The organism is Peribacillus sp. GL_122 (assembly GCF_057835005.1).
Window position 1 is genome coordinate 3,000,225 of sequence record NZ_CM174415.1, and the last position, 14,430, is coordinate 3,014,654.

10 protein-coding genes and 1 pseudogene are annotated in these 14,430 nt (G+C 37.0%); 4 read left to right on the top strand and 7 right to left on the bottom strand.

Features of this window, described 5'->3' with window-relative positions:
* Positions 1-241 precede the first annotated feature (241 nt).
* On the bottom strand, positions 242-1,111 hold the full coding sequence (locus AC3ISB_RS14440) for a LysR family transcriptional regulator (RefSeq protein ID WP_144529279.1): 870 nt from the start codon (positions 1,109-1,111) through the stop codon (positions 242-244).
* Between the two features lie 122 nt (positions 1,112-1,233).
* Between AC3ISB_RS14440 and AC3ISB_RS14445 the strand changes: the two genes are divergently transcribed.
* Complete coding sequence (locus AC3ISB_RS14445; protein ID WP_489273605.1) at positions 1,234-2,496, top strand: benzoate/H(+) symporter BenE family transporter; 1,263 nt, start codon at positions 1,234-1,236, stop codon at positions 2,494-2,496.
* A 187-nt stretch (positions 2,497-2,683) separates the two neighbouring features.
* Here AC3ISB_RS14445 and AC3ISB_RS14450 read toward each other — a convergent pair whose 3' ends face one another.
* Positions 2,684-3,181, bottom strand: coding sequence for an LURP-one-related/scramblase family protein (locus tag AC3ISB_RS14450; RefSeq protein ID WP_489273606.1), 498 nt, complete (start codon positions 3,179-3,181; stop codon positions 2,684-2,686).
* 627 nt (positions 3,182-3,808) lie between these two features.
* Between AC3ISB_RS14450 and AC3ISB_RS14455 the strand changes: the two genes are divergently transcribed.
* Both AC3ISB_RS14455 and AC3ISB_RS14460 read left to right on the top strand, forming a co-directional pair.
* Positions 3,809-5,311 (top strand): FTR1 family iron permease, encoded by a 1,503-nt coding sequence (locus AC3ISB_RS14455; RefSeq protein WP_489273607.1) that lies wholly within the window; start codon positions 3,809-3,811, stop codon positions 5,309-5,311.
* Complete coding sequence (locus tag AC3ISB_RS14460) at positions 5,298-5,717, top strand: hypothetical protein (protein ID WP_489273608.1); 420 nt, start codon at positions 5,298-5,300, stop codon at positions 5,715-5,717. The genes AC3ISB_RS14455 and AC3ISB_RS14460 overlap by 14 nt, the downstream gene beginning before the upstream one ends.
* A 670-nt stretch (positions 5,718-6,387) precedes the next feature.
* Here AC3ISB_RS14460 and AC3ISB_RS14465 read toward each other — a convergent pair.
* From AC3ISB_RS14465 to AC3ISB_RS14480, 4 genes and pseudogenes are all read right to left on the bottom strand, one after another.
* Positions 6,388-7,665, bottom strand: a complete 1,278-nt coding sequence (locus tag AC3ISB_RS14465; RefSeq protein ID WP_489273609.1) for a DUF4365 domain-containing protein — start codon at positions 7,663-7,665, stop codon at positions 6,388-6,390.
* 199 nt (positions 7,666-7,864) lie between these two features.
* Positions 7,865-9,064, bottom strand: a pseudogene (gene ltrA / locus AC3ISB_RS14470) (group II intron reverse transcriptase/maturase).
* A 1,111-nt stretch (positions 9,065-10,175) separates the two neighbouring features.
* Positions 10,176-10,568: a hypothetical protein gene (locus AC3ISB_RS14475; protein WP_489273610.1), complete on the bottom strand. Its 393-nt coding sequence runs from the start codon at positions 10,566-10,568 to the stop codon at positions 10,176-10,178.
* The gene (locus AC3ISB_RS14480; RefSeq protein ID WP_034306238.1) at positions 10,565-10,750 is read right to left on the bottom strand and encodes a hypothetical protein; all 186 of its coding nucleotides are present in this window, start codon (positions 10,748-10,750) and stop codon (positions 10,565-10,567) included. Before AC3ISB_RS14480 ends, AC3ISB_RS14475 begins: the two co-directional genes overlap by 4 nt.
* Before the next feature lie 468 nt (positions 10,751-11,218).
* Here AC3ISB_RS14480 and AC3ISB_RS14485 point away from each other — a divergent pair, with 468 nt between their 5' ends.
* Entirely contained in the window at positions 11,219-12,454 is a 1,236-nt protein-coding gene (locus AC3ISB_RS14485) for an IS110 family RNA-guided transposase (protein ID WP_489273557.1), read from the top strand.
* A gap of 551 nt (positions 12,455-13,005) precedes the next feature.
* On the opposite strand, the gene AC3ISB_RS14490 is transcribed toward AC3ISB_RS14485, so the two are convergent.
* A complete protein-coding gene (locus AC3ISB_RS14490; RefSeq protein WP_098372412.1) occupies positions 13,006-14,262 on the bottom strand; it encodes a cation:dicarboxylate symporter family transporter in 1,257 nt (418 codons plus the stop codon).
* Positions 14,263-14,430 lie beyond the last annotated feature (168 nt).

The window sequence follows — 14,430 nt, forward strand, 5'->3', positions numbered from 1 at the left end:
AGAATTTTTAGAAGCCTATAAAGTGGGGGGCAATATTCATTTAATATAGATTATTTAAGAACCTCATTTACTTATGATACGGTTCCCCGTAACGAATCTAAATGAGGTTATAAAACCATGGATATATTTTATTTTTCATTTATAGATCTACTTTACCACAGTCAAAACTAATACCTGTTTCATTTTATTTGCCATTTTTCAACGTTGAAGTCTTTTACTTTTGAGTAAATAATTTCGGTGTCTAAAAAAGTTTTAAAAATTCTTTTGCTGCTTTTGATAAATAACTATTCTTCCTCCAAATTACTTTGGGTTCAGATATTAAGGTCTGATCCTTTAGCTGAATGACTCTCAATCCTCCCAATGAATGGAGGGATAATAACGAGAGCGGTAAGATCGTTGCACCAAACCCCGATGAAACGAGACCAAGTAACATAATTAAATCCTGACATTCGCACAGTATATTTGGTTCTAAATTTAACCGTTGAAATTCATTGACAATTTGTCCATACGCACCTAAACCATAGTTTGGTCGCAGAAGAATCAATGGCAAATCGATGATTTCCTCTAACCTGCATTGTTCTGATCCACTCCACGTCCATTTTTCAGGCAAAACAAGCACATATGGGTCACTTTCCAATGTCATTTGAGAGATACTTTTTTCTGTTATTGGACTATTTGTTATCGCAATCTCAATCTGACGTTTAGATAACATTTTTATGAGATGAATCGTTTCACCTTCCCATACTTTGAAAGTAAGACCAGGATTTTTCTCACGAATATCTACCACCTTGGAAAGAATTAAAGATGCACAATAAAGATTGGATCCAACAGATAAAATCCCACTGGCGTCTTTCCTCAATTCTTGAACTTCTACCATTGTTTCATCAAGTTTATTTAAAAGTTCTTTTGCTCGAAGAAGTAATCTTTCCCCCTCCAAGGTTAAATTAAGACTTTTGTTATCTCGATCAAATAAAATGACGCCTAGCTCTTCTTCCATTTGTTTGAGTTGTCTGCTCAAAGGGGGTTGAGCAATATTTAATTTCTTTGCAGCTGTCGTGATCTTACCTTCTTCTGCTATAGTGACAAAGTATTTTAACTGTCGAATATCCAAAATGAAACCTCCATCATACCTAAAAGATATAGTAAAAAGATAAAACAGATATTTTAAGTATTGATAAATCAAGTATACACTAAGATGTAGTGTAATTCATAAGTTGAAGGGGAGTGACTTTGTTGTTCAAAAAAAATACCATACAATTTCCAAAGCTTTTATCAGTTGGGAATATATCGAATGGATTTGTGGCCTGGCTTTTTGGTTCAGCAGGACCATTATTAATTGTTTTACAAGCTGCTGCAAAAGGTCATTTGTCTGGTAGCATAACCAGCTCATGGATTTTCGCCATTTATGGAATGGGGGGACTCCTAACGCTCATCGTCTCCTTATATTATGGGCAACCCATAGGCTATGCCTTTTCAATACCTGGAGCCATTCTTGTCGGCTCAAGCTTAACCCATTATTCTTTCAACCAAGTGGTTGGTGCCTATATTATAACCGGGATCCTTATTTTTCTTTTAGGATTATCTGGCCTTGTTACAAAATTGATGAAGGTTTTGCCTATGCCAGTTATGATGGGGATGGTGTCAGGCGTCTTACTCCCTTTCGGAACTGAAATGATCGGCTCGGTTGTAAAAAATCCTTTACTCAACGGAATCCCTTTACTTGTCTTTCTTGCTCTTTCTTTTTTCTTACGATTTTCAAAAAAGTTTCCGCCTATATTAGGGGCGATCATTGCAGCAATTCTTTGTCTTAAATTTTTGCCGAACGTTTCTGTACAGCCTATCCATATAACAATGGGCATTCCCCATTTTATCATTCCATCATTTAGTTTTTCCGTTGTAGGGGAACTTGTCATTCCATTACTCTTTACGGTTATTGCCATTCAAAATGCCCAAGGGATTGCTATGTTAGAGACCCATGGCTATCGTCCACCGATCAATGCCATGACCAATTGGAGCGGAATCGGTACTATTATAAATGCTTTTTTTGGGGGCCACCCAGCCTGTATTGCAGGTCCCATGACGGGCTTACTTGTTAATAAAGAATCAGGCAAACTTGAACATAGGTATGTCGCTGCTATTGTATTAGGAGTATTATCCTGTCTATTAGCTCTATTCTCTCCAATAGCTTCGCAAATTCCATATGTCATTCCTGCCTCATTAATTCAATTACTAGGTGGCGTTGCCATGATTAGTGTACTGGTTGACTCTTTGAAAATGAGTTTCTCTGGTCCATTCAAATCAGGCGCCCTCTTTTCCTTTATAATCACAATCTCTGGGATCTCTATTCTCCATATTGGAGCGCCATTCTGGGGTCTGGTTGGGGGTACCTTGGCCACCGTATTCTTGGATAAACAAGATTTTTATAAATCCGAATCAAGTGACCAAAACAATGAAACTAACTTGAGTGAAGCTCTATACAAGGACCAAATTTCCTAACACCGTTTCTTTAGACCTCGGATACATCTCATGACAAAATAAATGACACCTAGACATAGTGCAGTCTAGGTGTCATTTATTTCTTTGTATAGAATAAAAACCTCATATACTTATGATACAATTCACCGCACCTATTCAAGCAGTGATTTTTTAAAAAATGTCAGCCTTTTAATTTTACACTTCTACTTTAAATCGACGCTGCTGAGGAAGCAGCTGCTTGATCAGCCTTCACACAATCAATTGCAACAACGAGTGCAATAATAATGGTTTCCATCTCTTCATCTATTATTTGAACCTTGTAGCTATCGCCCCAAGTGAACCACTCCTTGCCCACTTCACCTACGATTTTACCATGCTGTAAAACTTGAAAATCCATATCCCACCAATTACCATGTACTTCAATGCCTGCCGCATCAATTGTATATCGTGCTTTTAAGAAGGAAAATTCCTTCTTTATTGTAAATACCTCTCGACCATTCACCTCAACCAAAAACTTTGGTAAAATGCTGAACACCTTTTTCGTAATGAGTGCTACTTCATCTCTTGCTGTATTCATAATGGAGAAAGTCTTTGGAACTTGCATAAAACTTCCCTCCACGTAATATATATCCTTCTCCTGCTGATCCTTTACTGTAAATTTCCCGCTAAGACTGAATACCTTCTGCTTTATATAAAGCTGCCTCATACTTATGCCTCCCATCCTTAAGTCTTTTACATTACTTACGTTTGAAATGGGCATTGGTTCCAATCTTATGCATTAAATTCCAAATAATAGCTTCACTCAAAAGCGCCTTCTTTTCGGTTCACCACTATTTATCCTTACTAATTTACCTTTTGTAAAGTCAGCAATTCTTCCTTCGCAATCTGGCCCAATTGTTGAATAACTCCTTATGTACTCTTCAACTAGCCTAATCAAAAAGTTTTTTGCCCATTGATCAATTGACTGGCCAACTTTTGAAGCCGCATTTGTATTTCTTCTCCTGTTTGTGGGTTTTACTAGTTCGAGCTGCTCGGTCACGGACATGGTCACGATCACTGGGGTCTAAGATGTAGGAGAGTATGGGTTCATGGATTTGGATGGACATGGATTTGCAAGTGCAAATAAGACAGCTAAATGCTTTTTTTTAATTCTTGGCTCTGTTAAAGGAAGTTGAAAAACTTGTACCAATATACTCCTTTGAAAAGACTTATTGACAACCATTAATAAAGAACGTATAGTTTCTATAGATATAATTGATAATGATTTTCATTACTGATTATAAAAATTATTTTTACATAACAAGGGATACTTTTCATTCCATAGGGGGCCTTTATGAAAAGCAAGTTAGTTACGACTTTTTTAATTTTACTCACAGCTTTTGTCATTTTACCAATAAACAGTTTTGCAGCTAATGCATCCGATGATATGAAAAAAGCAAATGAGATAATTATAGAAACTATCCAATCTGTGGATAAGGGCGACACAAAGTCAGCTTTTAAGCAATACAAAACCTTTACATCTACTTGGATTTCAATTGAAGATGGAGTGAAAAACCATTCTCAGCTCGCCTATCATGATATTGAAGATAACATGGGTCAAGCTCAGTTCGCTTTTGCTCAGCAGCCTGTGGATAATGAGAAATTAAAAAATGCACTTATTAGATTAAAAGAGACCAACCAAAAGTTTATAGAGGGTAAGTATTCTTCTTCATCTAAAAGTGGTAAAAATACAGGTACCACTGGAAATATAGCAGAACTTGTGACACTGCTAAATCAGTCTCTTTCGAAGATTAATGATAATGATATTGAAGGCGCAAGAAGGGACATAGAGAAGTTCCGAAAATCATGGTTGAATGTCGAGGGAATTGTCCTTACTCAGTCCTCAAAGATATATGGTAAAGCAGAAAGGGATATGGTTGCTAGCTACGCCATGCTATCCTCCAATCCCCCAGATGTGCTAGGTGCAAAAAAAACGATTGAAGGTATGCGTGATTACCTCTCTCCACTGGTAGCTAAGACAAGTTATACGATGCTGGATGCAACGACCATTCTTCTTCGCGAAGGATTGGAAGGATTGCTTGTAGTGGTGGCTTTGCTTGGATTTTTGAGAAAAGCAGGCCATGAAGCGAAAAGTAAATGGATCTGGTACGGAGTAGGAGCCGGACTTGGAGTAAGCCTTGTACTTGGCGTAATTGTAAACCTATTATTTTCTGCTGGTACATTCGGAAGTAACAATTTCTTGATATCCGGTTGGACAGGGATATTTGCAGCAGTGATGCTTCTATATATGAGTTATTGGCTTCACAGTAAATCAAGTCTTGCTGAATGGCAACGATATATTCGGGCACAAAGTACAAAAGCACTTGATACCGGTAGCTTGTTCTCCCTAGCCATTCTTTCGTTCCTGGCTGTTTTCCGTGAAGGAACAGAGACTGTCCTATTCTTTATCGGGATGGCTGCTTCCATTAAGTTAGCATCGCTTTTACTAGGGATTGCCATTGGGCTGATCATCCTTGTAATTGTTTCATACCTCATACTCAAGGTAGGTTTGAAAATTCCAATGCGTCCATTCTTCCTCGTATCAAGCATTTTGATGTTCTACCTATGCATTAAGTTTGCTGGCATGGGGATTCATGGGTTGCAGCTTGCCGGGTTATTACCGGCAACTCAGGCACCCATCCCTAGCATTGACTTTTTCGGTGTATATTCAACCTGGGAAAGTATTATCCCTCAGGTGATCTTACTTATAATTGCTGTTATTGCAGCACTTTTAAATAAAAGAAAAGATAGTAAAATTAAAGTACATACTGGAGGTAACAAAATTGAAATCTCGTAAATTACTAGTTCCTATCCTCGTAGTAGCTGCATTAAGCTTAACTGCTTGCGGTACCAATAACGAAAAGAAAGCTGATGAAACCAAGAAAACCGAACAGTCCTCTTCAAAATCTGTTTCCATTAGTGATGGCGCGAAGGATATGAAACAAACGATTGCAACCCTAAATGCACAGCTAAAAGCCAAGGATGCTACAAAAGTAAAAGAAAGTGGAGCGAAGCTTGAGGAATCTTGGCAAACATTTGAAGACGACGTGAAAGCTAAAAGCCCGGATCTATATGGTAAGGTCGAAACTCCCCTTCACACAATAGAAGCTGGTGCAACGTCTTCCCCGCTTGATGCGCCAACACTTACAAAAGCGGCAAAAGAGTTAGATGGTGTTTTATCTGACGTTCAAAATTTAAAATAACAGGTAAAGCATTTTATATTAGTTAAACCATAGAACAAAAAGGGATAGAAGCCTATAGACTCTATCCTTTTTTTGTAGGGGGAAATCATAGTTATTGACTGTAAATAATCCGTATTATGTAAACTTATAGTCTGTTCTTTCCTTAAATTAAAAGTACCTTTAACTTCAGCCACCTCAATTAGAGATAGCAAGCATAGATGCCTCTAAAAAAACACAATACAGTTCAACCCTAAATAGTTTGTTACATATATTCTGGTATTAGTTGCTTAATCTCATTTAATCCTTCTAACCCAAGCTCAACTATTTGGCCCCCATTGATTTACTTCAGCGTTACAACGTGCATTTTTAGTAAAGTCCCTGTTGTAATTACATACCCAACTGGTAACCCTTGCTTAATAATATACGATGCAGTATAGGTATTGCCTCAAAATCCAGGTCATCTTTGTAACATTTAATTTGGCCAAGAAACTACCCTTTCAGATCGTAGGGAGTAATTCATGTTCTTCCGTCCCTTGATGTTTCAAAACCTTAGCAATAAAAGTTAAAAAATTCATTGGATCATGTTTAATGAAAATGGAATTGGCATTTATTAATTTTTTATCATCTGGATTTCCTTCTAAACCTTAAGTACATACCCATCAGCTTATATTTTGCTATATCCTATTTTATATCATGTTATTTTAGAAACTTCATAATTCAGTGTTATAAAATGAACAAGGAATTTTGCAAGGTATTGGTTATTCAAATATCGTTCGTTCCGTTGTTTATTCTCAATTTCATTAGCTAAATTATCTATATCGCCCAATGCGCTTTGCAATACATCATGTAGTGTTCTACATTCATAAGGTGGGAGCAAATCACTTAAAACTAAAAAGTTACTTAAATATTCTTTTCTTTTCTCACTGATGTGATTATAAAATTTTGTTTTATCTTCCTGGTTAAAATATTTTGGAAGTAGTTTAAGTTCCTCGTTTACAAACTTAAGAACTTCTATTATATCTTTTAAATATTGATTCTTTGAATATCCGTTGGATATCAAATATTTTTGTAATGGTCTGTTGTATTCCCATGTAACTCTTATATTTAAGTCAGTAATTAACTGGTCATATTTTTCTAATAATATAGGTGAATTTCTCTTATTAACAAACCATTCAGTTCTACAAAAAGGTAATCCATATTCAAACTGAATTAAATCATCATAGAAATAAAGCCAAATATAGTCTGGTTCTGACTCTTCCTTAATTCCTTTCAGTACACCTTTGTTGTAATTATTACTTTTGACCTTTTCATTTATCTTTTTAATGAGTTCAACCATGGAATCCTTCGAGGAAGCAAAAGAACGCTCTATGTATATTTTGGCACTAATTCTTCTTTTACTTAAAGTTGAATTATCTTTTTCTTCCAGTATTGTATAGTAATATTCACTTGTATCTCGTTTCCTCCATTGCTGTATCTCATTAATTCCATCATTAGAAATTCTTTCTACTTCACTGTAAAATTGTTCATGTTCTAATACTTCATTGGATGTTGGTATTTTAAGTCTTACGGTTGAAGTGTTGTCTCTCCATATAGACTTATCATTATCTAACGTCTGTAAAATATATTTTTGTGTCCATAACCAGTATGCCTTTTTCTCTTCGACTCCATAGACAACAATGATAATTGGAATATCACATACATCACAAAAATTTAAAAACTTTACTGAACAATCAAATATTACTGAATCTTTGTTGACCTCCAATGAGGTTGTAGATTTTAACTGTACTTTAACGATTTTTGCAGTTGTTTCTCCCTTTTTTGAAAAAACCTCTATCTCACCGTCAATATCATTGTCTTTTTCTTGTCGTCTGTATTTCCAACCGTTTTCTTCAATTACTCCTTCAAAGAATCTGATTGACTTACCCTCATTTATGTTCTTTTCATCATATTGAGACCTTTTCAAGTCCATTTCACCAACCTCCTACAATTTAATAGTGTATTTTTTCAATCAACCATTTCATCATATACGTTGCAGGAACAGTTTATTGCTTGACCACTGCACTTGGGACAAATCTCCAAGTCCCAACATAATTTAATTGTTAATTCTTTAATTATAACATCTACAATGGAAATATTAGCTAATTACTTTAGGACCAACTCCAAGTTGTTCACCCTTGATAATGCCAATAAGCATTATTAAGGGTTTTGTCTAGAATAGGACTATGCGCAATACGCCAATAACCCTTTCTACTATTTCCCCATTCATATGCTTTACAAATGGGACGCCTAGTCCTTTGAGTTTTCTCACTCTCGTTCCTGGCAACTTCCATTGTTTCCATAGGCACATCCTGAGTCTTCTTCGAATCCATGAATCTAAATTCTTCAATACGTTAGGAGTATCAATGAGGGAGAAATACCCCATCCAACCTCTAAGGTATTGCTTCAACTTATTTATTCGGATTTCCATGGGTCATTTCCCTGATTCGTTTCTTTACTCTCTTCACCGTTTATTTAGCCAGTCGAACCTTCGGGTTCTTCTCTGACATCGTGAAACTAAAACCCAGAAACATTCTGTTCCAAGGACGGTCATACTTCGATTTCTCGTAGTTGACCTTTAACTTCAGTTTATTTTCAATGAAGCTTGAGATATTTCCCATTGCACGTTTGGCGGCTTTTCGAGTTTTCACAAAGATATGACAGTCATCCGCATACCTTACGAATCGAAGATTGCGTTTCTCTAGTTCTTTATCTAAATTATCTAACATGATATTAGATAGTAAAGGACTTAACGGACCTCCTTGCGGAGTTCCCTCCTCACTTTTATGAAATAATCCTCCTATCATCATGCCTGCTTGAAGGAATTTACGAATCAGTTTGAGGACCCGTTTATCTTGAATTTTCCGCTCTACCATTCCCATGAGCTTGTCATGGTTCACTTTATCGAAGAATTTCTCCAAGTCCATATCCACTACCCATGTATAACCTTCGGTGATATAGAACTTTGCTTTTCGAACCGCCTGGTGTCCTTGTTTGTTAGGGCGAAATCCATAGCTATTCTCCGAAAAGGTTGAGTCAAATACCTTGGTCAATATTTGGGCAATGGCTTGTTGAATGAAACGGTCTAGAACGGTTGGAATACCCAATAGCCGAACTCCGCCGTTTGGTTTCGGGATTTCGATACGTCGGACGGGCTGCGGTTGATAGGTCCCCTGTAAAAGGGCATTTTTCATGTTGTCCCATTCGGTTACGAGGTGCGGTCTCAGGTTTTGAACCGGCATTCCATCTACACCATGGCTCCCCTTATTTCTTTCTACACGCTTCAATGCCTGTATTAAGTTTCCCCTCTCTAGTATCTGTTCCATTAACATCGTTGATATCCTTTCTTACGTGGACGAGATGGTCTATTTGTGCCTTTATCTGCTCCGCCCTTTTGAAGTTCCCCGTGTATTCACCACTTCTTCCTTCAAATAAGTTCCAAAAGGAATTGTTTGCTTCTTCGCAGAATAACGAACGCCTAGTATCCGTCCTCCTTAATCTGTTCGGCCCTTCCTTATCTTCTCGATTAGACAAGTACTATGACCTCTGCTGACTTCTAATGATTCAGCTGTCCATCACTGGACAGGTTACCAAGTGTACTTGGCTGTCATCAGACCTCCCCGGGTAAGAGCGCAATCTTTCCCTCCATCTATCTGCTTCATTTACTCTGTACCACCTTCGGCAGTAAGGACTTTGTTTTGTTTCGCAAACTCATCCAATGATACCTAGCCTTATATGAAGTTCGTGTTCCTCAGACCGGAGGTTTGCCGCTTGCTTCCTTCAGATTCCACGTCACCGTGGACACCCTTGTATTAAGCTAACCATTACTACTGCCTTCATGGTTCGGGACTCACACCCTATAGATTGCACCCATGCCGGGCGCACGAAAAGAGCTGCCTTAAAGACAGCTCCGATCTTCAGCTAACGCACCCGTTAGCCATCCATGAATCGCAAAAATCGGCGATTCACCACAAAGAATGAAAATGGTTAGGAAGTGTCAATACTGATACTGACCTTAATCCAGTCAACCCTAATCCATAGACTAATTAATTAACGCTCTCCTCTTTTTTTAACGTTTGAGCAGGGTCTTCTTAAGTATTGTTATTTTTCATTTTTAAAGAAACTTATTTTCATGGTAGTTCTATAAGAAAAGTAATTCTTATTAAAGAATCGCGCCCTTTAACAGAACAACTCTATTACCACTCAAAAATTCCCTTGAACCATTTTTAAATTTCAGATGTACTTTATCTTTTGGACATAAAAACACCCCTTTAGAGGATATTATCCAAAGGGGTAAAACGGTACAACTTTATTATAAACATCGTGACTTTATTTCAAAGCCACATCATTTTCCCTTTAATTCAGCTAAATAGTGCCTTACGGCACCTTCAACTAGTTCATAAACCGTCCTATCATGAATGATTGCTTGTATTTTTAGTTCCTTCATAAGTTCAACATCCATTTTCTTATAACGTTGGTTCGTTCTATGGTTGGTGCTGATTGTTCGTTCGCTTGTTTGACCTGTTCTTTACCACGTTTTATGCCAACGTTAGAACGTTGGTTGGTATCGTTAATAGGTTCTTTATTTACATTAGTTGAAACGTTCGCCTTTGCTTTTCCTGCTGTTGCAAAGTCATAAATAAGCTGCTCTTGTACCGTTTCCTCGTCACCTTCACCAACGAAATACCAGCCTTTTTCGCCTGAATTTCTATACTCATAACCAGCTTTATTCAATGCTTTTCTTAGTAATTTTTCTGAAAGATGAACATCAGCCCTTTTGGCAATATTCGCTGGTGTATCAGTTTTAATTAACTCCAAGATTTTACCGATTTTCATTTAGTACGCTCACGGGAAAACCAATACTTTGTTTTGATATTTCGATAAGTCCCAATGTCTTTTATCAGCTCGGCAATAAGATCATAACCGCAATATGTGTGCCTCAGCGTGCTAAATTCATCCAATGTGACATAATCATCACTCTTTAATTCAACGTGACACTCTCCACAACAAATCCCCATATCCAACACCTCCAAAAAGTATATTGATATATTCGTCGAAACTTGGTGGCCATCCTTCTTTCGTACAAAAAACAGGTCTATTGGCGGTCCTTTAATGTTTGTTAGTTTTTCAAAATTATCTAGACCTAATTATAAAAAACCTTAATAAATAAAGGAGAATACATATTAGCCATGTATAATATGTACTCTCCTTTTTTCTTTTAGTGAACTAACGCACCCGTTCGTATTATAAGGTCATCCAGAAAATATTTCTGGTTGACCCTTTTTTATATCGATATATGATAACCGTAGCCGGGGTAGAACGTCCGCACCCGTGGGATTTGATCCCGTCAACTAAACAGTTCGCCCCCTACTTGTAGAAACATGATTGAGGCTGGTTGGGACTATGATCTCGTATAACAAGCGAAGCTATGATACTACAAGAAGGAAATGGGGTACCGGTGACTTTATATTAGGAGGAGATAATTTATGAATCCAGTTGTTGGTCTGGATGTGGCAAAAGGGGAAATTCAGGTTCAAGCTTTCTTGGATAAAAAGCAGCCTTACAAAAAAAGCTTTAAAGTAGCACATACTCTTGAAGGGTTAGCTAGTCTTCTAGACTTTATTAGAGAAGTAGAAAATGTATCCGGGGGACGGCCTCCCATTGTATTAGAATCCACTGGACATTATCATACACCAGTTGTCCAGTTTTTCGAGGATATAGGGTACTTATTGATTATCGTAAATCCACTCATATCGTATCGAGCTAAGAGTTCTAGTTTACGCAAGGTAAAGACAGATGTTATTGACGCTCGTCATCTCTGCGAGCTGTATTATAAAGAGGACTTAGAGCCGTATAAACAGCGAGGAATCCAACTCTTAAACTTACGTAACCTTACAAGACAGCACGAAAATATTACAGGCCTGTTTGTACAAACTAAATTACAATTTCAAGCAATTCTGGATCAAGTGTTTCCTGAATACCGTGGGGTTTTTGGTGACTTACATTCATATGTTTCTTTACTAACCTTACAAACATTTCCTACATCACAAAAAATCCTGGATACTGGTGAAGAGACAATCGCCAAGAAAATAAAGGAATTATGTAAAAGTCGTTCGCAAAAATGGGCAGACAGTCAGGCAGAAAAACTGATGGCCGCCGCAGCTCAAAATCCATTTCAGAAAAACTTATATCATAGTCTGACCTTAAGCCTGGATATGTATATTAATATGCTTCTTGAATACAAAAAGCATCTATCCAAGCTTGAAGATGAGATAGATGCTTTAGCAAAAGGTATTGAAGAGTGTAAGATTATCCAATCGATCCCTGGTATCGGTGAAAAAATCGCTGCCACGATAATTTCTGAAATTGGGGAAATTGATCGGTTTAATCACCCTAAGAAACTGGTTGCATTTGCTGGAATCGATCCAAGTGTTTTTGAATCTGGTACATTCAAAGGTACTTTAAATCGGATTACCAAAAGAGGTTCTAGTAGGCTACGACACGCCTTGTATATGGCTGTAAAATGTGCCATTCGTGATTGTCGCAAAAAGAAAACGACAGATGAAATCATTCCTCGTAACAAGCGATTACGAGAGTTTTATGATAAGAAACGTGGGGAAGGAAAGCCCTTTAAAGTAGCCGTTATAGCATGTGCCAATAAATTCTTACATTGGATTTATGCACTTTTAAAAAGCAAATCGACTTTCCAAGATCTAGCCTAGTTTTAAAGTATAACTAAACAGCCCAAAACTTTCCAAACACAGAACCTTGGACGGTTATTTGGTATACGCAAATTTAGTATATCATGAAACTTTTTAAGTGTTTATTGAAAAATGTTGACAAACTATTGGCTGGTTTAGTTGCATAAGACTTGTAGCTTTAGATTAATGTTTGATCAAATTGATAATAATAACCTTGATAAACAACAAAAAGAAAGAGCGTGTTTTGAAAAAAAGATTGATCAAAACACGCTCTTAATATATTCAATTCAATCATTCTTTTATAAAAAAGTTTGATCACTTCTGTGATCCTTACTCAATAAAAGCGCCCGATTGCGGAAGATCGATATATAGTATATGATAACTAAAATTTGGATATCACTCTGGATTACTTGCTTCAGATAAAGAGTCCATCTCTTCTAAACTATAATCTTGAAGTTTAACACCAGAACCATAATAACATTATCGCGGTTATGTTGAGGATGAACCTCCAATCATTTAGGTTAATTTCTTCAAAGAGAATTCCGATTCCTATTCTCAGTCATTAAACTCGGTCATGAAACATTATGCGACTTTATTTTCACATCATTAAATTGACCTTCCCATTTAGAGATGACGATTGCCGCAAGTGAATTACCAATAACGTTTACTACTGTACGTCCCATATCAAGAATACGGTCGATACCGGCAATAAATGCTAAACCTTCAATAGGAATACCAACTGTTCCTAATGTCGCTAAAAGAACTACGAAAGATACACCTGGTACACCCGCAATCCCCTTAGACGTGATCATTAACACTAGCATTAGCGTAATTTGCTCATACACGCTTAAATCAATTCCATACATTTGAGCGATGAAGATAGCTGCTAACGCTTGATATAATGTAGAGCCATCAAGGTTAAAAGAGTATCCAGTCGGAATAACAAATGTAGCAATATGTTTCGGACATCCCGCTTTCTCCATTTTTTCCATGATTTTCGGAAGAACCGCTTCTGAACTTGCTGTAGAGAACGCAAGTATCAATTCTTCTTTTAGAAGTTTAATCAACGTAAAAATATTGAATCCGACAAATTTCGCTATAAGACCCAGAATGACAATTACAAAGAAAATCATTGAGCCGTATACAGAAAGCGCTAACTTTCCTAACGGAATTAAAGATTCCAAACCGAACTTGGAGATGGTCACACCGATTAGTGCAAATACCCCGATAGGAGCAAATTTCATGACCATGTTAGTTAGGTAGAACATTCCTTCTGCTGTACCTTGGAAGAAACGGAATACTGGTTTACCTTTATCACCGATAGCCGCAATACTAAGCCCAAACAACACGGAGAAGAAAATGATCGCTAGCATATCGCCTTCTACCATGGCTTTAACTGGATTGGATGGTACAATGTGAACGAGTGTATCTACAAAGGATTCATGCTGCTTAGTTTCTGCTGTATCCACATATGTAGAGATATCAGTTTGTTCCAGATTATTCATATTCACACCAGCACCAGGCTGGATGATATTCGCTGAAATTAAACCAACAGCAATCGCTATCATAGTTACCACTACAAAGTATGATAATGATTTAGCACCTAGTTTACCTACCGCTTTCAAATCACCTACACCAGCAACTGCAACGATAAGACTTGACACAATGATTGGCACAACAATCATTTTAATCATTCGAAGAAAAATGTCTCCGAATGGCTGTAAAAAGTTTTGGGCCGTCTCATTACCATAAAAAATGGCACCAACGATAATCCCTAGAATTAAACCAATGAAAATTTGGCTAGCTAAACTTAATTTAAATTTCTTCATTTACTTTCCTCACCTTTCCCTTTTCATTATGCTTAAGCTCTTTTTACTTTTTGACCTTTACTACCATGACTCTGTATCCCCTAACGATTACCATTGTTAATAAAAACTTAACTTTTCATTTACTTTATCATCGAAATTACAACATCCTACAAAAAACTACAAAAACTC